Origin of the sequence: Kineococcus siccus (assembly GCF_009906795.1) — a bacterium.
Lineage (GTDB): Bacteria > Actinomycetota > Actinomycetes > Actinomycetales > Kineococcaceae > Kineococcus > Kineococcus siccus.
In genome coordinates, this window is sequence record NZ_JAAALN010000012.1 from 19,972 (window position 1) to 40,842 (window position 20,871).

The 20,871-nt window shown below is 74.4% G+C and carries 18 protein-coding genes and 2 tRNA genes; 8 read left to right on the forward strand and 12 right to left on the reverse strand.

All coding sequences use genetic code 11. From position 1 onward, the window contains the following. Nucleotides 1-3: 3 nt before the first annotated feature. Entirely contained in the window at nt 4-1,515 is a 1,512-nt protein-coding gene (locus tag GTR02_RS24140) for a diguanylate cyclase domain-containing protein (protein ID WP_166606041.1), read from the reverse strand. 162 nt (nt 1,516-1,677) lie between these two features. Between GTR02_RS24140 and GTR02_RS03235 the strand changes: the two genes are divergently transcribed. Both GTR02_RS03235 and valS read left to right on the forward strand, forming a co-directional pair. Beyond that, a complete protein-coding gene (locus tag GTR02_RS03235) occupies nt 1,678-2,097 on the forward strand; it encodes a DUF5684 domain-containing protein (protein WP_205708550.1) in 420 nt (139 codons plus the stop codon). Between the two features lie 73 nt (nt 2,098-2,170). Then, nucleotides 2,171-4,843, forward strand: coding sequence for a valine--tRNA ligase (gene valS / locus GTR02_RS03240; RefSeq protein ID WP_166606042.1), 2,673 nt, complete (start codon nt 2,171-2,173; stop codon nt 4,841-4,843). Between the two features lies 1 nt (nt 4,844). Here the strand turns inward: valS and GTR02_RS24145 are convergent, their stop codons facing one another. From GTR02_RS24145 to GTR02_RS03255, 3 genes are all read right to left on the reverse strand, one after another. Further along, nucleotides 4,845-6,365, reverse strand: coding sequence for a diguanylate cyclase domain-containing protein (locus GTR02_RS24145; protein ID WP_166606043.1), 1,521 nt, complete (start codon nt 6,363-6,365; stop codon nt 4,845-4,847). Nucleotides 6,366-6,435: 70 nt separating this feature from the next. Then, nucleotides 6,436-7,515 carry an inositol-3-phosphate synthase gene (locus tag GTR02_RS03250; protein ID WP_166606044.1) on the reverse strand — a complete coding sequence of 360 codons (1,080 nt, stop codon included), beginning with the start codon at nt 7,513-7,515 and terminating at the stop codon, nt 6,436-6,438. Continuing rightward, the gene (locus GTR02_RS03255) at nt 7,515-8,147 is read right to left on the reverse strand and encodes a helix-turn-helix transcriptional regulator (RefSeq protein ID WP_166606045.1); all 633 of its coding nucleotides are present in this window, start codon (nt 8,145-8,147) and stop codon (nt 7,515-7,517) included. The genes GTR02_RS03250 and GTR02_RS03255 overlap by 1 nt, the downstream gene beginning before the upstream one ends. Nucleotides 8,148-8,305: 158 nt before the next feature. Here GTR02_RS03255 and GTR02_RS03260 point away from each other — a divergent pair, with 158 nt between their 5' ends. The 4 genes from GTR02_RS03260 (at nt 8,306) to GTR02_RS03275 (ending at nt 12,815) form a co-directional block, all read left to right on the forward strand. After that, nucleotides 8,306-8,734 (forward strand): MarR family winged helix-turn-helix transcriptional regulator, encoded by a 429-nt coding sequence (locus GTR02_RS03260; protein ID WP_166606046.1) that lies wholly within the window; start codon nt 8,306-8,308, stop codon nt 8,732-8,734. A 150-nt stretch (nt 8,735-8,884) separates the two neighbouring features. Then, nucleotides 8,885-9,406 (forward strand): MarR family winged helix-turn-helix transcriptional regulator, encoded by a 522-nt coding sequence (locus GTR02_RS03265; RefSeq protein WP_166606047.1) that lies wholly within the window; start codon nt 8,885-8,887, stop codon nt 9,404-9,406. Further along, nucleotides 9,403-11,961, forward strand: a complete 2,559-nt coding sequence (locus tag GTR02_RS03270) for an MFS transporter (RefSeq protein WP_205708552.1) — start codon at nt 9,403-9,405, stop codon at nt 11,959-11,961. The genes GTR02_RS03265 and GTR02_RS03270 overlap by 4 nt, the downstream gene beginning before the upstream one ends. Next, on the forward strand, nt 11,958-12,815 hold the full coding sequence (locus GTR02_RS03275; protein ID WP_166606048.1) for a YceI family protein: 858 nt from the start codon (nt 11,958-11,960) through the stop codon (nt 12,813-12,815). The genes GTR02_RS03270 and GTR02_RS03275 overlap by 4 nt, the downstream gene beginning before the upstream one ends. A 69-nt stretch (nt 12,816-12,884) precedes the next feature. On the opposite strand, the gene clpX is transcribed toward GTR02_RS03275, so the two are convergent. From clpX to GTR02_RS03300, 5 genes are all read right to left on the reverse strand, one after another. Continuing rightward, the gene (gene clpX, locus GTR02_RS03280; RefSeq protein WP_166606049.1) at nt 12,885-14,174 is read right to left on the reverse strand and encodes an ATP-dependent Clp protease ATP-binding subunit ClpX; all 1,290 of its coding nucleotides are present in this window, start codon (nt 14,172-14,174) and stop codon (nt 12,885-12,887) included. A gap of 176 nt (nt 14,175-14,350) precedes the next feature. Then, nucleotides 14,351-15,022 carry an ATP-dependent Clp protease proteolytic subunit gene (locus tag GTR02_RS03285; RefSeq protein WP_166606060.1) on the reverse strand — a complete coding sequence of 224 codons (672 nt, stop codon included), beginning with the start codon at nt 15,020-15,022 and terminating at the stop codon, nt 14,351-14,353. 52 nt (nt 15,023-15,074) lie between these two features. Further along, nucleotides 15,075-15,704, reverse strand: a complete 630-nt coding sequence (locus tag GTR02_RS03290; RefSeq protein ID WP_166606061.1) for an ATP-dependent Clp protease proteolytic subunit — start codon at nt 15,702-15,704, stop codon at nt 15,075-15,077. 187 nt (nt 15,705-15,891) lie between these two features. Further along, a complete protein-coding gene (gene tig, locus GTR02_RS03295; RefSeq protein WP_166606050.1) occupies nt 15,892-17,310 on the reverse strand; it encodes a trigger factor in 1,419 nt (472 codons plus the stop codon). Nucleotides 17,311-17,473: 163 nt separating this feature from the next. Beyond that, nucleotides 17,474-17,547 (reverse strand) — tRNA-Pro (locus GTR02_RS03300). A gap of 124 nt (nt 17,548-17,671) precedes the next feature. Here GTR02_RS03300 and GTR02_RS03305 point away from each other — a divergent pair. After that, nucleotides 17,672-17,745 (forward strand) — tRNA-Gly (locus tag GTR02_RS03305). On the opposite strand, the gene GTR02_RS03310 is transcribed toward GTR02_RS03305, so the two are convergent. Continuing rightward, nucleotides 17,734-18,216, reverse strand: coding sequence for a hypothetical protein (locus GTR02_RS03310; RefSeq protein WP_166606051.1), 483 nt, complete (start codon nt 18,214-18,216; stop codon nt 17,734-17,736). The genes GTR02_RS03305 and GTR02_RS03310 overlap by 12 nt on opposite strands. A gap of 78 nt (nt 18,217-18,294) precedes the next feature. Here GTR02_RS03310 and GTR02_RS03315 point away from each other — a divergent pair, with 78 nt between their 5' ends. Beyond that, nucleotides 18,295-19,479 (forward strand): glycerate kinase, encoded by a 1,185-nt coding sequence (locus tag GTR02_RS03315; protein WP_166606052.1) that lies wholly within the window; start codon nt 18,295-18,297, stop codon nt 19,477-19,479. Between the two features lie 12 nt (nt 19,480-19,491). On the opposite strand, the gene GTR02_RS03320 is transcribed toward GTR02_RS03315, so the two are convergent. Together GTR02_RS03320 and GTR02_RS03325 are read right to left on the reverse strand one after the other, a co-directional pair. Continuing rightward, nucleotides 19,492-20,289 (reverse strand): Fpg/Nei family DNA glycosylase, encoded by a 798-nt coding sequence (locus tag GTR02_RS03320; RefSeq protein ID WP_166606053.1) that lies wholly within the window; start codon nt 20,287-20,289, stop codon nt 19,492-19,494. Beyond that, nucleotides 20,289-20,762 (reverse strand): ribose-5-phosphate isomerase, encoded by a 474-nt coding sequence (locus GTR02_RS03325; RefSeq protein WP_166606054.1) that lies wholly within the window; start codon nt 20,760-20,762, stop codon nt 20,289-20,291. Before GTR02_RS03325 ends, GTR02_RS03320 begins: the two co-directional genes overlap by 1 nt. Nucleotides 20,763-20,871: the final 109 nt, after the last annotated feature.

Here is a 20,871-nt window from a genome sequence, read left to right on the forward strand (position 1 = left end):
GCCTCAGGCCCGGGGACCACCCGCGGGGACCAGCGCGCCCGCGCCGCCGCTGCCGGCCGGTCCTCCGGCCACGACGCTGCGCCGGCGCCCGGCGGCCTTGGCGGCGTACAGCGCGGCGTCGCAGCGCACCAGCAGCTCCTGCAGCGTCTCCCCCTCGCGCCGGCGCGCGAGCCCGGCGGAGAAGCTCTGGCCGTGCGGCGTCGCGGCCCGCAGCCGCTCCAGCCGCGCCTCGACCTCGTCGACGTCGCGGCCGGGCACCGAGACGAGGAACTCCTCCCCGCCCCAGCGCGAGAGGACCGCCCCCGTGCCCGCCAGGCCCGCGCGCCAGACCCGGGCGACCCCGCGCAGCAGCGCGTCGCCCGCGGGGTGGCCGAAGGTGTCGTTGAACCGCTTGAACTCGTCGAGGTCGAGCAGGGCGACGACCAGCGGGCCCCCCGACGCCGCGGCCTCGGCCGCGTGCCGGCGCAGCTCCTCCTCGCCGCTGCGGCGGTTGGGCAGGCCCGTGAGGACGTCGGTGCGCGCGAGCGCCGCGAGCTCCGCGGCCTGGCTGCGGTTGCGGCGCAGCAGCAGCGACATGCGGCCGACGACGAGCAGGAACAGGACCGCGGAGCAGGCGGTGACCGCCCACGCGTCCAGGGGCAGGCCGAGGACGAGCTGCACCGCGAGGGTCGCGGGCGCCAGCAGGCTGGCGCCCGCGAGCAGGGACAGCCGCAGCGCGCTGATGTCCTCGCGGGCGTCGTAGTCGGGGTCGGACAGCCGGAGCATGGACGGGTGCAGGGCCGCGGCGCCCCACAGCGCGTAGGCCGCGAGCCACACCGGGTCCATGGCCGACCCGTCGTAGCCGACCGTCGCGTAGCTGAGCTGGTAGGCCACGTCGGCGACGAGCATGAGCACGGCGGCGGCGCCGAGGAGGCGGAAGGACGTGGACCGGCTGCCCGCGGCGGACAGCAGCCGGACGAGCATGGCCAGCACGAACACGTCGGCCACGGGGTAGGTCGCGGACACGAGACCCCCGAGGACCCCCTCGTCCAGGGTCCGAAGCGCCGGGCGGACCAGGAAGGTCCAGGACAGCAGGCCGGTGCCGACGGCGAGGATCGTGGCGTCGACCAGGCCGGCGAGGTCGCGGCCGGGCCGGGCCTGCCGGGCGAGCCCGAGCAGGGAGGCGCCGAGCAGCGGGTAGGCCAGCAGGTAGGCGACGTCCGGGGCCGCGGGGTAGGCGTCGGACCCCAGCACGTCGTAGACGACCGTGTAGGCGACGTCCCCGATCCCCCACGCGCCCATCCCGGCGGCCATCAGCCACCAGGCCCACGCGCGCTGCGGGCGGTGCAGCCGGGTGCCGGCGGCGATGGCGGCGGCGCTGCCGCAGCTGACGGCGGACAGGAGCGCGTCGTGGACGGCGCCCTGCGTGGTGACGGCGAGCGCGCCGACGAGCCCGCTCCCCAGCAGGTACCAGCGCCAGGCGCGTGACCGGGCGCGCCGGTCACCGCGCGGCGTCCTCCACGGTCTCGGGATCACGAGGGGTCATCGGCGCGGGCCGGGCGCCGCTCAAGCGCGCCGGCCGCGGCGGTCCCGGGCGTCCCCCGTTCGGGTGGCGCCTCGTGCGCGGCGTCCACCCGAGCGGGCGACACTCCGGCAAACACGCAGCGTGACGACGGCCCGTCTGCCAGTGTCGGGAGCATGTTGATGCAGACCGTCACGCAACCGGACGCCGCGGCGGCCGCCGCAGCCCTCGTCGGCTCGCTGATCGGCGGGCTGATCGGCTACCTGCTGGCCACGATCCCGCTCTACGGCGTCCTCAAGAAGGCCGCCCACCCCGACGTCCCGGCCTGGGGCGCCTTCGTGCCCGTCTACAACACCTACTGCCTGCTCAAGGTGGTCGGCCGGCCGTGGTGGTTCCTCCTGCTGCTGCTCGTGCCCCTCGTCAACATCGTCGTCCTGGTCGTCGTCTACCACGACCTGTCGCGGTCCTTCGGTCACGGCGCCGGGTTCACGGTCGGCCTCGTGCTGCTGTCGTTCGTCTTCCTGTTCGTCCTCTGGCTGGGCTCCAGCCGCTACCTCGGGCCGGCCGCCGCGCCGGCGACGCCCCGCTACGCCTGACCCCCCGACCGCTCACCCGGCCCCGCTCCCGCCTCGTCGGGAGCGGGGCCGCGGCTTTGCGATGATGGGGACCATGTCCGACGCTCCCCCCAGCACCGCCTCCACCTCGCCGGCCGCCCCCGCCGCGGCGGGCCCGCCGCCGACCGCGCCCGGGGTACTCGTCCCCGACCGCCCCACGGTCGACGGCCTCGAGGACCGCTGGTCGCCCGCGTGGGCCGAGCAGGACACCTACCGCTTCGACCGCACCGCGGAGCGGGCCGACGTGTACTCCATCGACACGCCGCCGCCCACCGTGTCGGGGTCGCTGCACATCGGCCACGTCTTCAGCTACACCCACACCGACGTCGTCGCGCGCTTCCAGCGCATGCGCGGCAAGACCGTGTTCTACCCGATGGGGTGGGACGACAACGGCCTGCCGACCGAACGCCGAGTGCAGAACTACTACGGCGTGCGCTGCGACCCGAGCCTGCCGTACGAGGCCGGCTTCGTGCCGCCGGAGAAGGCGCCCAAGAGCGACCGCGACTTCGTCCAGGTGTCGCGGCGCACCTTCGTCGAGCTGTGCGAGCGCCTGACCGCCGAGGACGAGCAGGCCTTCGAGGCCGTGTGGCGCCGCCTGGGCCTGTCGGTGGACTGGTCGCACACGTACTCCACGATCTCCGCGCCCGCGCGGGCCACGGCGCAGCGCGCCTTCCTGCGCAACCTCGCCCGCGGCGAGGCGTACGCGGCCGAGGCGCCCACGCTGTGGGACACCACGTTCCGCACCGCGGTGGCGCAGGCCGAGCTGGAGGACCGCGACCGCGAGGGCGCCTACCACCGCATCGGCTTCGCCCGCGACGGCGCCGAGCCGGTGTTCGTCGAGACCACCCGCCCGGAACTCGTCCCGGCGTGCGTGGCGCTGGTGGCGCACCCCGACGACGAGCGCTACCAGCCGCTGTTCGGCACCACCGTGCGCTCGCCGCTGTTCGGCGTCGAGGTGCCCGTGCTGGCGCACCGCCTCGCCGACCCCGCCAAGGGTTCCGGCATCGCGATGATCTGCACCTTCGGCGACGTCACCGACGTGACGTGGTGGCGCGAGCTCCAGCTGCCCACCCGCGCGGTGCTCGGCTGGGACGGCCGGTTCCAGCGAGAGCTGCCGGCGTGGGTCGCCGGAGGCCCGGGCGAGGCGCTGTGGGGAGAGCTGGCGGGGGCCACCGTGCACACCGCGAAGGAGCGGATCGTCGCGGCCCTGCGGGAGTCCGGGGACCTCGTGGGGGACCCGACGCCGATCGTGCACCCCGTGAAGTTCTACGAGAAGGGCGACCGCCCGCTCGAGATCGTCACGACGCGGCAGTGGTACCTGCGCAACGGCGGCCGCGACGAGGCGCTGCGCACGGAGCTGCTGGGCCGCGGTGCGGAGCTCGCCTGGCACCCCGAGCACATGAAGCACCGCTACGACAACTGGGTCTCGGGGCTCAACGGCGACTGGCTCGTGTCGCGGCAGCGGTTCTTCGGCGTCCCGTTCCCCGTCTGGTACCCGCTCGACGCCGACGGCACCCCCCGCTACGACGCCCCCGTCCTGCCCGACGAGGCGTCCCTGCCGGTCGACCCGGCGTCGGAACCCGCCCCCGGCTACACCGAGGAGCAGCGCGGCGTGCCGGGTGGTTTCGCCGCCGACCCCGACGTCATGGACACCTGGGCGACGTCGTCGCTGACGCCGCAGATCGCGGGCGGCTGGGAGCGCGACGAGGACCTGTTCTCGCGCGTGTTCCCCATGGACCTGCGTCCGCAGGGCCAGGACATCATCCGCACCTGGCTGTTCTCCACCGTCGTGCGCGCCCACCTCGAGCACGGCGGCCTGCCGTGGCGCCGGACCGCGCTGTCGGGCTGGATCCTCGACCCGGACCGCAAGAAGATGAGCAAGTCCAAGGGCAACGTCGTCACCCCGGTGGCGCTGCTCGAGGAGTTCGGCTCCGACGCCGTCCGCTACTGGGCGGCCACCGCCCGGCTCGGCACCGACGCCACCTTCGACACCGGTCAGATGAAGATCGGCCGGCGGCTCGCGATGAAGCTGCTCAACGCGTCGAAGTTCGTCCTGGGGCTCGGGGTGGCGCGCGGCGACGTCGCCGACCGCGCCGCGGTCACCGACCCGCTCGACGTCAGCACGCTCGCGAACCTCGCCGTCGTGGTCCGCACGGCGACGGACGCCTTCGAGCGCTACGACCATGCGGGCGCGCTGCAGGTCACCGAGCAGTTCTTCTGGACGTTCTGCGACCAGTGGGTGGAACTCGTCAAGGACCGCGCCTACGGGGCGCGCGGCGAGCAGGCGGCGGCGTCGGCGCAGGCCACCGCGGCCATCGCGCTGCGGACGCTGCTGCGCCTGCTCGCGCCGTTCCTGCCTTTCGCGGCCGAGGAGGTGTGGTCGTGGTGGCAGGAGTCCTCCGTGCACACCGCCGCCTGGCCCGACGTCGCGGAGCTCGGGCCGGCGGCCGCCGCGGAGGCCGAGCTCGGCGTCCTCAGCGCTGCGGCGCAGGCGCTCTCGGCGCTGCGCAAGCTCAAGAGCGAGGCCAAGGTCTCGCAGAAGACGGAGCTCGCCGCCGCCACGCTGTCCGGCCCCGCCGGCGTGCTCGCCGACGCGCGGCGGGCGGAGGACGACGTGCGCGCCGCGGCCCGCGCCGCGTCCATCACGTGGTCGGAGGTCCCCGCCGTCGAGGGGGAGCAGGCCGCCGCGCTGCGCGCGGAGGCCGAGATCGCCGCGCCCGCCGCCTGAGTCAGCCGACGGGCTGGGCCGGCTCCCCGCGGGAGCCGGCCCGGTGCCCGGCCGCCTCACGCTCGCCCGCGCCCTCGCCCTCGTCCGCCAGCAGGACGCGGTCACGCCCGGCCGTCTTCGCCGCGTAGAGCGCCGCGTCGGCCCGGCTCACGAGCGCGCCCGGGTCCTCCCGGCCGTCCCACTGCGCCACGCCGGCCGAGAACGTCTGCCCGGCAGGCGTCGCGGGCCGCAGGGCCTGCACGGCGGCGCGCGCCGAGGCCGCGTCCCGGCCGGGCAGCAGCACGACGAACTCCTCCCCGCCCCAGCGGGCCAGCACGGCGTCCCCACCCGTGCTCGCGGTGAGCACGGTCCGCCAGGCGGCGCCGGTCTCGACGAGGAGCCGATCCCCCGCCTGGTGGCCGAAGGTGTCGTTGAACGCCTTGAAGTGGTCCAGGTCGAGCATCGCCAGCGACAGCGGCGTCCCGTCGCACCCCGCCCGCTCGCGCATCCGCTCCAGCTCGGCGTCGCTCGTGCGGCGGTTGGGCAGCCCCGTGAGGGCGTCGCTGCGGGCCAGGGCGGCCAGCTTGCCGGCCTGCTCCTGCAGGTGGCGCACCAGCCCGGACATGCGCAGCACGACGAGGAGGAACAGCACGACCGAGCTGAGCGCGACCGCCCACGTCTCCAGGTGCAGGCCCAGCGCCAGCTGCACCAGCAGGGTGCCGGGCGACAGCAGGCTGGCCACCGTCAGCGCCGCCAGCCGCCCGCGCGTGAACGCCCAGCCCGCAGGCGGTTCGGCGTCGGTCAGCGACCGCATGGACGGGTGCAGGGCCGCCGCGGCGAAGAACAGGTAGCTCACGACCCACAGCGCCGTCAGGACCGCGCCGCCGTCGTCGCTGTCCAGGCTCACGAGCTGGTAGGCGCAGTCGGCCCCGAGCATCGTGACGGTCCCCGCGACGAGGAGCCGGAAGGCGGTGCTGCGCCCGCCGTTCGTCGTGAGCAGCCGCACGAGGAAGGCCAGCAGCAGCACGTCACCCAGCGGGTAGGCCGTCCCGAGCACCCGCGCCAGCACGGACTCGTCGACCGCGGCCAGCGTGGGCCGCATGAGGAAGGTCCAGCTCAGCAGGCAGAAGCCGACCGTGACGATGGCGCTGTCGACGAGCCCCTCGCGGTCCCGGCCCCCGCGGCGCGCGCGGACGAACTGCCAGCAGCCCGCGGCCAGCAGCACGTACGCCGCGAGGTAGCACACGTCCGCGGGCGAGGGGAACGGGTCGGTGTCCAGGACCCACACCTGCACGAACCAGACGACGTCGCCGGCCACCCAGCAGGCGACGCCGGCCGTGACGAGCCACCAGGCCAGCGGGCGGCGCGGGCGGTGACGGGCGACGCCCACCGCCATGGCCACGACGCACGCGACGCTGAGGGAGGTCGCCAGGGCGTCGCGCCACAGCCCGAGGGGCAGCACGGGCACGAGGACGGTGAGCAGGGCGGCCGCGGCGAGGAAGGTCCGGGCCGCTGGGGTGAGGCGCGTGTGGAGCGGGGGCACCCCGTGTCCGTCGGCGCGTCCGGGGGCCGGGCTGAGCGTCCGGCCCCCGGTCGGCCGAACGGGCGCGGCCTCAGCGCTCGACGTCGCCGCGGATGAAGGCCTCCACGGCCGCGCGACCCTCGTCGTCCGGCAGCTGCTGCGGCGGCGACTTCATGAAGTAGGCGGACGCGGACAGCAGCGGCCCGCCGATCCCCCGGTCGAGGCCGATCTTCGCGGCCCGCACCGCGTCGATGATGACGCCCGCGGAGTTCGGGCTGTCCCAGACCTCGAGCTTGTACTCGAGGTTCAGCGGGACGTCGCCGAAGGCGCGGCCCTCCAGGCGGACGTAGGCCCACTTCCGGTCGTCGAGCCACTGCACGTAGTCGCTGGGCCCGATGTGGACGTTGCGGGTGCCGAAGTCGGCGTGCACGTTGCTCGTGACGGCCTGCGTCTTGGAGATCTTCTTCGACTCCAGCCGGTCCCGCTCCAGCATGTTCTTGAAGTCCATGTTGCCGCCGACGTTCAGCTGGTAGGTGCGGTCGAGCTGGATGCCCCGGTCCTCGAGGAGCTTGGCCAGGACGCGGTGCGTGATGGTGGCGCCGACCTGCGACTTGATGTCGTCGCCGACGATGGGCAGGCGCGCGTCGGTGAACCGCTGCGCCCACTCGGGCGTGCCGGCGATGAAGACGGGCAGGGCGTTGACGAAGGCCACGCCCGCCTCCAGGGCGCACTGCGCGTAGAACGTCGCGGCGTCCTGGGAGCCCACGGGCAGGTAGCACACGAGCACCTCGGCCTGCGCCGCACGCAGGGCCGCGACCACGTCGACGGCCGGGGCGGCGGACTCGGTGATGGTCTCGCGGTAGTAGCGGCCGAGGCCGTCGAGCGTCGGGCCGCGCTGCACCTGCACGCCCAGCGGGGGGACGTCGCAGATCTTGACGGTGTTGTTCTCGCTCGCGCCGATGGCGTCCGCCAGGTCCGTCCCGACCTTCTTGTCGTCGACGTCGAACGCGGCCACGAACTCGAGGTCGCGGACGTGGTACTCCCCGAACATCACGTGCATGAGGCCGGGCACGGTGGCGGTCGCCTCGGCGTCGGCGTAGTAGTGCACGCCCTGCACGAGGGACGCCGCGCAGTTGCCCACGCCGACGATCGCGGTGCGGATCGGTGCCATCAGGGTCTCTCCCGTTCTCCGTGGTGCCCGGGCACCTGCTGCCCGGGGTCGTGCTCCCCGCCCGCGACGGGACCTGCCGGCGGCCGGCGCTCCTCGGCCTCGATGAGGCCGTCGAGCCAGTCGACCTCGCGGCGGACCGTGTCCAGGCCGTGCCGCTGGGCCTCGAGCGCGTACGCGTCGACGACCGCCTGCGCCCGCTCGATCGAGTGCGTCAGCTGCTCCAGCCGCTCGAGCAGCCGGGCGCGCCGGCCCTCCAGGACGCGCAGCCGCGTGCGGGGGGCGACCCGGGCGAACAGTGCGAGCCGGACCCCGAAGGCGTCGTCCTCCCACGCGTCCGGGCCGGCCTCCTCCAGCAGCTGGGCGAGGCGGGCGCGGCCGGGCCCGGTGAGCGCGTACGTGACCCGGGTGCGACGCGGGGCGACCGTGCCGGCCGCGCGGGCCTGCGTCGTCTCCTCGACCCAGCCGGCGGTCTGCAGCTGGCGCAGGCAGGGGTAGAGCGTCCCGTAGGACAGCGCCCGGAAGGCACCCAGCCGCAGGTCCAGCCGGCGACGCACCTCGTAGCCGTGCAGCGGGCCGTCGGCCAGCAGCGCGAGCACCGCCAGCTGGAGCGAGTCCGCCCGTCGCCGCACCACGTCGCCTCCGTCCCGATGCATCGAGTCGATGCATTGCGGTGACCGTACGACACCGCGCACCACGACGTCGACCTCCGGAGGACGTGTCGCGGCGCACCCGCACGACACCCGCACCGAGAGCGGTCTCACCCACCCCCCGGTACTAGTACGGTCGGCGCATGGTGAGCGGACCCGGTGAGCAGCTCGAGCGCGAGCTGGCAGTGCTGCTGCGCAGGTCGCGCGCGATCTCCCGGGAGACGGCCCGCTCCGTCCACCCGGACCTGGAGGCGGAGGCGTACAGCCTGCTCGTGCGCCTGGACGACACGGGCGACGCCCGCCCCTCCGACCTCGCGACCTTCTTCGGGATCGGCAAGCCCACGCTCAGCCGCCAGGTGCAGATGCTCGAGCGGCTGGGGCTGGTAGAGCGGACCGCCGACCCCTCCGACGGCCGCGCGGTCCGCCTGGCCCTGTCCGCGACGGGTCGTGACCGGGTCCACGCCGCGCGCCAGGCGCGCCGCGAGCGGCTGCGGGACCGGCTGCGCGACTGGAGCCAGGAGGACATCGCCCAGCTGGCGGGCCTGGTCGGCCGGCTCAACGCCAGCCTCTAGCCCCACGGGGGCGCACCGGCCGCCCACCTCCCCGCCCTGAGGAGCCGCGCCCCTGCCGGGGCGACGCGTGCGGGCGCTCAACGGGTTGCATGCTGCAACCATCCGCGTCTATGGTTGCTTGCACACACCAACCTCGATGCGAAGGTCGCCATGGCCACTCCGTCCGCCTGCGCCGGGCTCGTGGAGGTCCTCCCCCGCCTCCTGCGGGCCCGCCGCTCCCTCGTCGGCACGACGCCCGCCCCCGCGACGGCGACCCTGGCCGCGGTCCGCGACGGCGGCGCCCCCCGGCTCTCGGAGGTCGCCGAGCTCCTCGGCCTCGACCTCTCCACCGTCAGCCGGCAGGTGGCGCACCTGCGCCAGCGCGGGCTGCTCACCGCCGCCCCCGACCCGCAGGACGGCCGCTCGCAGCGCCTCAGCCTCACCGAGGCGGGTGCCGCCGAGCTCCGGTGGCACCGGCGCGCGCTGGTCGAGACCCTCGTCACCAGGCTCGCCGACTGGGACGACGCGGAGATCGACCGGTTGACGCAGCTGCTGGACCGCTTCGCCCGCTCCGGTGACCCCGGGACGGGCGCGACCTGCGCCGAGCCCGCCGCGTGCCGAGCCACCGCCGCTCCCGCCCCGCACACCCCGCCCGCCGACCACCCCGGGCACCACCTGCAGAGGAACGCATGACCACCACCGCACCGCCCCACGCGCAGCACGTCGCCCACACCGCGCCCAGGCCCATGTCGCACCAGCAGGTCCTCGAGGCGCTCTCGGGCCTGCTGCTCGGCATGTTCGTCGCGATCCTGTCCTCGACGGTCGTCTCCAACGCGCTGCCCACCATCGTCGAGGACCTCGACGGCACCGAGTCGGGCTACACCTGGGTGGTCACGGCCGCCCTGCTGGCCACGACGATCTCGACGCCCATCTGGGGCAAGCTCGCGGACCTCTTCGACAAGAAGGTCCTCGTCCAGGTCGCCCTCGTCCTGTTCGTCGTCGCCTCCGCCATCGCGGGCCTGTCCCAGAGCATGGGCATGCTCATCACGATGCGCGTCTTCCAGGGCATCGGCGGGGGCGGGCTCATCGCGCTGGCGCAGGTGATCCTGGCGACCATCGTCGCGCCGCGCGAGCGCGGGCGGTACTCCGGCTACCTCGGCGCGACCTTCGCCCTCGCGACGGTCGGCGGGCCCCTCATCGGCGGTGTCCTGACCCAGCACCTGTCCTGGCACTGGTGCTTCTACGTCGGCGTCCCGTTCGCCCTGCTGGCCTTCGTCGTCCTGCAGTTCAAGCTCAAGCTGCCGCCGACGCCGCGCCGCGAGGTCCACATCGACTACCTCGGCGCCACGCTGATCGCGCTCGGCATCTCCGCCCTGCTCATCTGGGTCTCGCTCGGGGGCCAGCAGTTCGACTGGGCCTCCTGGTGGACCGTCGGGCTCGTCGGCGGCGGCCTCGTCGTGCTGGCGCTCGCCGTGCTCGCCGAGAGCCGCGCCAAGGACCCGATCATCCCGCTCCGGTTCTTCCGCAGCCGGACCGTCACCATCGCCGCGGTCGCGAGCCTCTTCGTCGGCATCGGCCTGTTCACCGCGACGATCTTCCTCAGCCAGTACTTCCAGCTGGCGCGCGGCGAGAGCCCGACGATGTCCGGCGTCATGACGATCCCGATGATCGCGGGCCTGGTCCTGGCCTCGACCGTGGCGGGGCAGTTCATCACCCGCACCGGGCGCTGGAAGGGCTGGGTCGTCGCGGGCGGCGTCCTGCTCACCGCGGGCCTGGGCCTGATGGGCACCGTCGAGTGGGACACCGACTACTGGACCGTGGCGCCGTGGATGGCCCTCATCGGGCTGGGCGTCGGCATGATGATGCAGAACCTCGTGCTCGCGGTGCAGAACGTCACCGCTCCCGAGGACCTCGGGTCGGCCAGCTCCCTGATCGCGTTCACCCGCACGCTCGGCGGCGCGATCGGCGTCTCCGCGCTCGGCGCCGTCCTCAGCCACCGCGTCGCCACGCACCTCGAGAGCGGCCTGCGCGACGCGGGGGTCCCCGCCTCGGCGCTCGGCTCCGGCAGCAGCACGGGCATCCCCGACCTCGACGCCCTCCCCGACGCGGTGCGGCCCCTCGTGCAGGCCGCCTACGGCTCCTCGATCGCCGAGGTCTTCCTCATCGCGGCCCCGTTCGCGCTCGTCGCCCTCGTCCTGACGCTCTTCTTCAAGGAGGTCGCCCTGCGCGGCGCCGGCAGCAGCACCACCCGGACGGCCGAGGCCGCCGTGACGGCCGTCCCCGCCGACGTCGGCGCGGGTCTGCCGTCCGCCGGCACCGGCTCCGCGGCGGGCACCGGCTCCGGCCCCCGCCGGACCAACGGCACGGTGAACGGGACCGCCCGCGCCGCGCTCGACGGCGTCGCCGACGGCGGGGCCGACCACGGTGCCCGCGCCGGGACGGTCCCGGCGCAGTCCTCGCGGTCCGACGCTGGGCTCACGGTGTCCGGCGTCGTGCGCCACCACGACGGCCGGCTCCTGCCCGGGGCTGTCGTCACGCTCGCCGACCAGATGGGTCAGCAGGTCGCCCGCACGGCCACCGGGGCCGACGGCGACTACGTCCTGGCCCTGCCGACGGGGGGCACCTACCTCCTGATCGTGGCGGCCGCGCACGTCCAGCCGTCCGCGACGCTCGTGCCCGTGGGCAGCGCGTCGGTCCACCAGGACGTGGTGCTGTCCGGCCGCGCGTCCGTGACGGGGCGCGTCGTGGGCCGCGACGCCGTGAGCGGGTCCCTGGACCCGGTCCCGGGCGCGCTCGTGACGCTCACCGACATCACCGGTGAGGTCGTCGGCTCCACCCGCAGCGACGGGGCCGGGGGCTTCGCGTTCGCCCAGCTCATGGGCGGCAGCTACGTCCTGACGGCCCAGAGCGAGGCGCACCGCCCGCTCGCCCGCAGCGTGGACGTGCCCGACAGCGGCGGCCTGACGTGCGACCTGCAGCTGAGCGGTGGTGGTCGCCTGACCGGGACCGTCGTCGCCGCCAGCGACGGCCGGCGCATCCGCGAGGCCTCCGTCACGCTCGTCGACGCCGAGGGCGACGTCGTCGCCGCGGCGGTCACCGACGAGGACGGCACCTACTCCTTCGAAGACCTGGCGGGCGGGCACTACACGCTGACGGCGGCGGGCTACGCGCCCGTCGCGACGAGCGTCGACGTCGAGGAGGACAGCGTCGCGGCCGCGCAGCTGGAGCTCGGGAGCCGTCACGCATGAGCTCGACGCCCGACGCCCGCGTCTCCCCGGCCGTCCGCGGGGCCACCGGCGGCGCCACGGCGACCGGCCGCGTGCTGACCCGTGAGGGCTGGCCCGTGGGCGGAGCCTCCGTCACGCTGCTGAGCGCCGAGGGCCGTCAGGTCGGCCGCGCGGTCAGCGCCGGTGACGGCAGCGTGCTGCTGCAGGACGTCCCGCCGGGCCCGGCCACGCTGCTGGTGGCCGCTCCGGGCCACGACCCGAAGGCCAGCACCGTCGTGGTGCCCGCCGGGTCCTGGCCGCTGGGCGACCTCCGCCTGGTGCGTCACGGCGCCTCCCCGACGCCCGCCCCGGGCATCTGGGTCATCGACGTGGCGCACTCCTCGATCACCGCGACCGCGCACCACCTCGGCCTTTCGGCGGTGCACGGGCGGTTCACCTCGTTCACGGGCGCCATCACGGTGCCCGACGACGTCAGCCGCTCCCACGTCGAGGTCGACATCGACGCGACGTCGATCGACACCGGCAACCGGATGCGCGACGACCACCTGCGGGCCGCCGACTTCCTCGACGTCGCCCGCCACCCCAGCATCCGCTTCGCCTCGAGCGGCCTCACCCGCGCCGACGGCGGGGCGTGGCTGCTGGACGGGGACCTCACGCTGCTCGCGACCACGCGCCCCGTGCAGCTGCGGATGACCTACACGGGGTCCGGCCCGGACCCGTGGGGCGGGACCCGCGCGGCCTTCTCCGCCACCGCCGAGCTGCGCCGCGACGACTTCGAGATGAACTGGAACCAGGCCATCGGTGTCGGCGTCACGGTCTTCGGCACGACGCTCAAGGTCGCCATCGACCTCGAGGCGCTGCTGCAGGAGACCTGAGGACCGCGCGACGACGAAGGGCCCGTCCCCCGGGGGACGGGCCCTTCGTCGTGCGGTGCGGCGGCCGGCTCAGGCCGACTTGTCCCGCCGCTCGCGCGGCGTCTTGCGCACGGGCGCCTCACGCGGCACCAGGGTCGGGTTGACGTTCTTCAGGACGACCTCGCGGGTGACCACGACGCGGGCGATGTCGTCGCGGCTCGGCACGTCGAACATCACCGGGAGCAGGACCTCCTCGATGATGGCGCGCAGCCCGCGCGCGCCCGTGCCGCGCAGGATCGCCTGGTCGGCCACGGCCTCGAGCGCGTCCTCGGTGAACTCCAGCTCGACGCCGTCGAGCTCGAACATGCGCTGGTACTGCTTGGCCAAGGCGTTGCGGGGCTCGGTGAGGATCTTCACGAGCGCGTCGCGGTCGAGGTTCTCCACGGAGGTGATGACGGGCAGGCGGCCGATGAACTCGGGGATCAGCCCGAACTTCATGAGGTCCTCGGGCATGACGTCACCGAACTGCGGTTCCGTCTTCGAGGCGGTCGTCGAGCGCAGCTGCGCGCCGAAGCCGAGCCCCTGCTTGCCGGAGCGGGCCTCGATGATGCGGTCCAGACCCGCGAAGGCCCCGCCGACGATGAACAGGACGTTCGTCGTGTCGATCTGGATGAACTCCTGGTGCGGGTGCTTGCGGCCCCCCTGCGGCGGCACGCTGGCCGTCGTCCCCTCGAGGATCTTCAGCAGCGCCTGCTGCACGCCCTCGCCCGAGACGTCGCGCGTGATCGACGGGTTCTCGGACTTGCGGGCGATCTTGTCGACCTCGTCGATGTAGATGATGCCCGTCTCGGCCTTCTTGACGTCGTAGTCGGCGGCCTGGATGAGCTTGAGGAGGATGTTCTCGACGTCCTCGCCGACGTAGCCCGCCTCGGTCAGGGCCGTGGCGTCGGCGATCGCGAACGGCACGTTGAGCATCTTGGCGAGCGTCTGCGCGAGGTACGTCTTGCCGCAGCCCGTGGGGCCGATCAGCAGGATGTTGGACTTGGAGATCTCCACCGCGTCCTCGCGGCCCTTGGCGGGCTCGCCGATCTGGATGCGCTTGTAGTGGTTGTAGACGGCCACGGCGAGGGACTTCTTCGCCGAGCTCTGGCCGATGACGTACTGGTCGAGGAAGTCGAAGATCTCCTTCGGCTTCGGCAGCTCCACCAGGCCCAGGTCGTTGGCCTCGGCGAGCTCCTCCTCGATGATCTCGTTGCAGAGGTCGATGCACTCGTCACAGATGTAGACGCCGGGTCCGGCGATCAACTTCTTGACCTGCTTCTGGCTCTTGCCGCAGAAGGAGCACTTCAGCAGGTCGCCACCGTCTCCGATGCGTGCCACCGACGATTCCTCTCCTCGTGCTCACGACGCGGACCGGGCCACGAGGGCCCCACCCGAGCGTCACCTGCCGTTCACGCTACCCGGCGCGGAGACCGGGATCCGACTCATTAGACGCCCCCGGGGGGTCCGGTGCCAGACCGACCCCCCGGGGAACGCCCACACGAGTGACGGCTCGACTACCTCGGGGTGACGCTGAGTGACGCCTTGCGGGTCTGCAGCACCTCGTCGATGAGGCCGTACTCGACGGCCCCGTCGGCGGAGAGGAACTTGTCGCGCTCGATGTCGGCGCGCACCTGCTCCACCGACCGGTTCGAGTGCTGGGACAGCGTGTCCTCGAGCCACTCCCGCATGCGCAGGATCTCCTGGGCCTGGATCTCCAGGTCGGAGGCCTGCCCGTAGTCGCCGCCGGACATGGCGGGCTGGTGGATGAGGATGCGGGAGTTGGGCAGGGCGAACCGCTTGCCCTTCGCGCCGGCCCCGAGCAGGACCGCGGCGGCCGAGGCCGCCTGGCCCATGCAGTACGTCTGGATGTCCGGCCGGATGTACTGCATCGTGTCGTAGATCGCCGTCATGGCCGTGAAGGACCCGCCCGGCGAGTTGATGTACATGATGATGTCGCGGTCGGTGTCCTGGGACTCGAGCACGATCAGCTGGGCGATGATGTCGTCCGCCGAAGCGTCGTCCACCTGCACGCCGAGGAAGATGATGCGGTCCTCGAAGAGCTTCGTGTACGGGTCGCTGCGCTTCATCCCGTAGGACGTGCGCTCCTCGAACTGCGGGAGGACGTAGCGCGCCGACGGCGCGTGCAGCGGCGGGCGGTCGCCGAACGGCTGCTGGCTGGGGCTCATGGCGTAGCGGTCCTCCATCTGGGGGTCTCCGGTCGGCGGCAGGCGGAAGGGGTCACGCACCGGTGCCACCACCACCGGTGACCTCGCTCGAGCGCCCGACGACGTGGTCGATGAGGCCGTACTCCTGCGCCTGCTCGGCCGTGAACCAGCGGTCGCGGTCCGAGTCGCGCGTGATGGTCTCGAAGTCGCGCCCGCTGTGCTGGGCGATGAGCTCGGCCATCTGCTTCTTGGTGAGGATGATCTGCTCGGCGAGGATCTTGATGTCGCTGGCCGAGCCGCCGAGGCCGCCCAGGGGCTGGTGCATCATGATCTTCGCGTGCGGCAGGGCCGAGCGCTTGCCCGGAGCCCCCGCGCAGAGCAGGAACTGCCCCATCGAGGCCGCGAGCCCGGTCGCGATCGTCGCGACGTCGGGCTTGATGTACTGCATCGTGTCGTAGATCGCCATGCCGGCGGACACCGAGCCGCCGGGCGAGTTGATGTAGAGGTAGATGTCGCTGTCCGGGTCCTCGGCAGCGAGCAGAAGCATCTGCGCGCAGATCGCGTTGGCCATCTCGTCGCGCACCTCGGTGCCGAGGAAGATGATCCGCTGCTGCAGCAGCCGCTGGTAGACGTTGTCGTCGAGGCCCATCCCCGGCTGCGGGCCTCGGGCCTGCTGGGGCGTCACCAGTCCCGGTGCGCTCATGAACTCGCTCACGCTGTCTCCTGGCCCTTCCTGGCATCGACCACCCCGGCGGACCGGGGGTCGGCGGGGACGCCGCCGAACTCGATCGACCCTAACGCGGGGGGCGTCGGCGCTACGGGGGGGACGGGGCCTTTTCGCTGTGGGCGCACGGGCCGCGGTGCCCGTGCGCCCCCGGCGGAGGCGGTGCTCAGGCCTTGCCGTCGTCCTCGGGCGCGTCGTCGCCGGCCGGGGCCGCGGCGGCGTCGGCCGCCTCCTGCGCGTCGTCGCCCACGGCGTCGACCGTCTCGCCGGTCTCCTCGGTGCTCTCCACGACCGTCTCCTCGGTGTCGTCCTCGTCGGTGCCCACGAGCTCCTCCAGGTCGACCGCGTTGCCCGACGCGTCGGTCACGGTGGCGCGCTCCATGGCGATCGCCAGCGCCTTGCGGCGGCGGACCTCGGCGACCATGGCCGGCACCTGGCCCGCGCCGTCCATCATCTGCACGAACTGGTTGGGCTCCATGCCGTACTGCTGCGCCTGGCCGACGAGGTACTCGACGAGCTCCTCCTGGGCCACGCCGACCTCCTCGCGCTCCGCGAGCGCGTCGAGCAGCAGCTGGCTCCTGATGGCCTGCCGCGAGCTCTCCGTGACCTCGGCCCGGTGGGTCTCGTCCTCGAGCCGGTTCTCCTGCTCGAGGTGGCGGTGCACCTCGGCCTCGACGAGCGAGTCGGGCACGGGCACGTCGACGACCTCGAGCAGCTTCTCCAGCACGCGGTCGCGCGCCTGCAGGCCCTGGTCGAACTTCTTGGTCTGCTCGACCTGCGACACGAGGTCCGCGCGCAGCTCCTCGAGCGTGTCGAACTCGCTCGCCATCTGGGCGAAGTCGTCGTCGGCCTCGGGCAGCACGCGCTCCTTGACCGACTGCACGGTCACGGTGATCTCGGCGTCCTGGCCGGCGCGGTCGCCGCCCGCCAGCGGGGCGGTGAACGTCGTGGTCCCCTCGGCCGACAGGCCCGTGAGGGCGTCGTCCAGGCCGATGATCATGTTGCCGTTGCCCACCTGGTAGGAGATGCCCTTCGCGGTCTCGATCTCCTCGCCGTCGATCTCGGCGCGCAGGTCGATGGAGACGAAGTCGCCCTCGGCGGCCGGGCGGTCGACGCCGGTCAGGGTGCCGAAGCGCTCGCGCAGCGAGGTCAGGCGGGCCTCGACGTCCTCGTCGGCGACGGCGAGGTCGTCGACCGTGACGGCCAGCTCGGAGAGGTCCGGCAGCTCCAGCGTCGGGCGTACGTCGACCTCGACGGAGAACTTCAGCTCGCCGCCGGTCGCCGGGTCCGGGACCTGGTCGACGTCGACGGTCGGCTGGCCCAGCGGCACGTAGTCCGTGGCCTCGATGGCCTGCTGGTAGAACTTCGGCAGGGCGTCGTTGACGGCCTCCTGCAGCACCGCGGCGCGGCCGAAGCGCTGGTCGATGACGCGGGCCGGGACCTTCCCCTTGCGGAAGCCCGGCACCTGCACCTGGCCGCCGATGGTCTTGTACGCGGCGTCGAGGCTGGGCTTCAGCTCGTCGTAGCCGACCTCGACGGTCAGCTTCACCCGGGTCGGGTTGAGGGTCTCGACGTCGCTCTTCACAGCAGGGTTCTCCTGGGGTCTCTCCGTCGCAGCGGAGGTCGTGGTCAGGCGTGCGGGCAGCGGGGCAGGGCCCGGGGACCGCGGAAGCCTAGCCGCCCCGGGACCGGGTCCCCTGGTGAGACCGGCGGGGCGCCTGGTGCAGCGCGTCCACCGGCGGTGTCCGTCGGGGTACCCGGATTCGAACCGGGGGCCTTCCGCTCCCAAAGCGGACGCGCTACCAAGCTGCGCCACACCCCGCGCGCCCACCGGACGGCGGGCACCGCAGCAGGCTACCGCCCGGAACCCGGTAGGCTGGTCGACGACCTCGGGCCACGGCCCCGGCTGCGCTCCCAGGTGCCGTCGGACCGGGACCGCGACGTCTGCGGGTGTAGCTCAATGGTAGAGCCCCAGTCTTCCAAACTGGCTACGCGAGTTCGATTCTCGTCACCCGCTCCACCCCCCTGCCCCGGCCGCGGACACCGTCGCCAGGGCGCCGGCCTCTTCCCCCAGCAGCTCCACGACCGCGCCCAGCTGCGCGTGCGTGAGGTAGGAGGGGTTGCTGCCGGCGGCCATCCGCACGACCTCCGCGCCGCGGAACGCCGGGTCGTCGACGAGGTCCGCGCGGGGCACGCCGCGACGCACCCGGCGCAGCTCCACCTCGACCGCCTCCTCCCCCGCCACCTCGACGACCGGGGAGGACGTGAGCGCGCCCACCGCCTGGACACCCGGGTCCACGCGACCGCTGAGCCACAGCACGCACGGCTGACCGGGCGCCATGAGCGAGAGCCGGTAGGAGGGGCGGACGCAGCGGCGCAGGCGCCGGGTCGTGCCCGGCGCCCAGCCGGCCGGGGTCGCGGGCGGCAGCGTCGCCGACTTCAGCAGCCAGCAGGCGACGTCGGCGGTGGACAGGCGGCGGGTCGGGCTCACGCCGGCCAGCCTCGGGTCGGCGCGCCCGCCGCGCCAGCGCACCGCCCGCGCCGGCGTGCCGTCTGACAGGCTCGCGCGATGCGCCTGGAGCCCCCGCTGACGCTGCCGGTCCACGTCGTCGTCGCGCCCGACAAGTTCAAGGGCTCGCTGACCGCGCAGGAGGTCGCCCGGTGCATCGCCGACGGTCTGCGCGCGGGCTTCACCGCCGCCCGCGGCGGCGGCCCCGGCGACCTCGTGACGACGCTCGTCCCGCTGGCCGACGGCGGGGAGGGCACGGTCGACGCGGCCGTCGCCGCCGGCTGGCGGCGCCTGGCCGTGCGCGTCGCGGGGCCGACGGGCGAGCCGGTCGACGCCGTCCTGGCGCGCGACGGCGCGGTCGCGCTGGTCGAGATGGCGCAGGCCTCGGGCCTGGACCGGCTGCCCGGCGGGGTCCGCGCGCCGCTGACCGCGAGCACCCGCGGCACGGGTGAGCTCGTGCGGGCCGCGCTGGACGACGGCGCCCGCGAGGTGGTCCTCGCGGTCGGCGGCAGCGCGTCCACCGACGGCGGGGCGGGGCTGCTGGCGGCCCTGGGGGCGCGGCTGCTGGACGCGGACGGCGCCGAGCTGCCCGACGGCGGGGCCGCCCTCGCCGACCTGGACCGCCTCGACCTCACGGGCCTCGACCCGCGCCTCGCCGCGACGCGCTGGGTGCTGGCCGCCGACGTGGACAACCCCCTCCTCGGGCCGCGCGGCGCGGCCGCGGTGTTCGGGCCGCAGAAGGGCGCGGGCCCCGGCGAGGTGCCGCGGCTGGACGCGGCCCTCGCGCGCTTCGCCGACGCGCTGGCGCAGGCGGGCGGCCGGGACGCGCGCGAGGCGCCCGGCGCGGGCGCGGCGGGCGGCACCGGTCTCGTCGTGCTCGGGCTGCTGGGCGCGGTGCGGCGCCCGGGCATCGAGGTGGTGCTGGAGCTCGCGCGCTTCGACCACCGCAGCGCGGGGGCGGACCTCGTCGTCACGGGCGAGGGCAGCTTCGACCACCAGTCCCTGGGCGGCAAGACGCCCGTCGGCGTCGCCGCCGCGGCCGCGCAGCGGCAGCTGCCCGTGGTCGTGCTCAGCGGCCGCCGCACGCTCGCGCCCGAGGAGTGGCGGGCGGCCGGGTTCCTCGACGCCCGGGCGCTGACCGACGCCGAACCGGACACCGCCCGCTGCCTCGCGCAGGCGGGGCCCCTGCTGCGCGAGCTGGCGCGCGGCCTGGGTGCGGACCTCGCGGCGAGCGTCGCGCCCTGACGCCGGCGGCGCTCAGGCGGGCTGGCAGGTGGGGCACCAGGTGAGGTGCCGGGCCACCATCTGGGCGTAGGCGACGGGGGTGCCGCACAGGCGGCAGGGCAGCCCGGTGCGGCGGTAGACGTAGAAGGCGTCCTCGCGCCGGGCCGTGCCCGAGCGCTTGGCCCGGTGCTCGGGGCGCGTGGTGACGATCCGCCCGGACCGCACCCCCGCCCGCAGCAGCACGACGAGGTCGGCCCACACGGCGTCGAACTCCTCGCGCGTGAGGCTGCGGCCGGGGCGGTAGGGCCCGATCCCGGTGCGGAACAACGTCTCCGCGCGGTACACCGCCCCGACGCCCGCGACGACCTCCTGCTGCATGAGCAGGGCCCCGATCGCGACGCGCGAGCGGGAGATCCGCGCCCAGACCGCGTCCGGGTCGGCGTCGGCGCGCAGCGGGTCGGGGCCGAGGCGCTGGTGCACGAGGGCGACGCCGCCCTCGTCGAGGACCTCGCACGCCGTCGGGCCGCGCAGATCCGCCCAGCCGGTCTCGCTCTCCAGGCGCACGCGCACCGCGCCGCGCGGCGCGTCGGGCGCACCGTCGCCGAGCGTCCACTTCCCGTACAGGCCGAGGTGCACGTGCAGCCAGCGGTCCGCGCCGAAGCGGGCGAGGAGGTGCTTGCCGTGCGCCTCGGTGTCCGTGAGCTCGCGGCCGTCGAGCAGCGCGGCGCCCTCGGAGAAGCGCCCCTGCGGGCTCGAGACGATGATCTCCTGCCCGCCGAAGCGCTCCCGGAGGGTCCGGGCGCTGCGGTGGACGGTGTGGCCCTCGGGCATCAGGTCCCGGGCAGCGGGGGGAGCTCGCCCGTGCCGGCGTAGTCCGTGAGCATCCGCAGCCGCCGCACGTGCCGCGGGTTCTGGGAGAAGGGCGTGTCGACGAAGGCGTCGGCGATGGCCGTGGCCTCCGCGAGCGTGTGCATGCGCGCCCCGATGCCGACGCACTGCGCGTCGTTGTGCTCGCGGGCCAGCCGCGCCGTCTCCACCGACCACGCGAGCGCGCAGCGGATCCCCGGCACCGCGTTGGCCGCGATCTGCTCGCCGTTGCCCGACCCGCCGAGCACGATGCCGAGCGACCCCGGGTCCGCGGCCACGGCTGCGGCCGCCCGCAGGACGAAGGGGGGGTAGTCGTCGGTGGGGTCGAGCTCCGGCGCGCCGTGGTCGACGACCTCGTGACCGCGCCCGCGCAGGTGCGCGACGAGGTGCTGCTTCAGCTCGAACGCGGCGTGGTCGGTGCCGAGGTGGACGCGCATGGGTGCAGCTTGGCAGGCCTCCGCCCGGGCCCGCACGGGGGCCGGAGGGGCCCCGTCCCCGCTCGCACGGCAGCATCGTGGCGGTGTGGACCGTGCTGGGGGTCGACGG

Bases quoted from the DNA above. Each gene is read 5' to 3' on its own strand.
- GTR02_RS03235 (WP_205708550.1), top strand. From the start codon at position 1,678: ATGTTGATGCAGACCGTCACGCAACCGGACGCCGCGGCGGCCGCCGCA.
- valS (WP_166606042.1), top strand. From the start codon at position 2,171: ATGTCCGACGCTCCCCCCAGCACCGCCTCCACCTCGCCGGCCGCCCCC.
- GTR02_RS03250 (WP_166606044.1), bottom strand. From the start codon at position 7,515: ATGGCACCGATCCGCACCGCGATCGTCGGCGTGGGCAACTGCGCGGCG.
- GTR02_RS03260 (WP_166606046.1), top strand. From the start codon at position 8,306: ATGGTGAGCGGACCCGGTGAGCAGCTCGAGCGCGAGCTGGCAGTGCTG.
- GTR02_RS03265 (WP_166606047.1), top strand. From the start codon at position 8,885: ATGGCCACTCCGTCCGCCTGCGCCGGGCTCGTGGAGGTCCTCCCCCGC.
- GTR02_RS03270 (WP_205708552.1), top strand. From the start codon at position 9,403: ATGACCACCACCGCACCGCCCCACGCGCAGCACGTCGCCCACACCGCG.
- GTR02_RS03275 (WP_166606048.1), top strand. From the start codon at position 11,958: ATGAGCTCGACGCCCGACGCCCGCGTCTCCCCGGCCGTCCGCGGGGCC.
- GTR02_RS03285 (WP_166606060.1), bottom strand. From the start codon at position 15,022: ATGAGCCCCAGCCAGCAGCCGTTCGGCGACCGCCCGCCGCTGCACGCG.
- GTR02_RS03290 (WP_166606061.1), bottom strand. From the start codon at position 15,704: ATGAGCGCACCGGGACTGGTGACGCCCCAGCAGGCCCGAGGCCCGCAG.
- GTR02_RS03315 (WP_166606052.1), top strand. From the start codon at position 18,295: ATGCGCCTGGAGCCCCCGCTGACGCTGCCGGTCCACGTCGTCGTCGCG.
- GTR02_RS03320 (WP_166606053.1), bottom strand. From the start codon at position 20,289: ATGCCCGAGGGCCACACCGTCCACCGCAGCGCCCGGACCCTCCGGGAG.
- GTR02_RS03325 (WP_166606054.1), bottom strand. From the start codon at position 20,762: ATGCGCGTCCACCTCGGCACCGACCACGCCGCGTTCGAGCTGAAGCAG.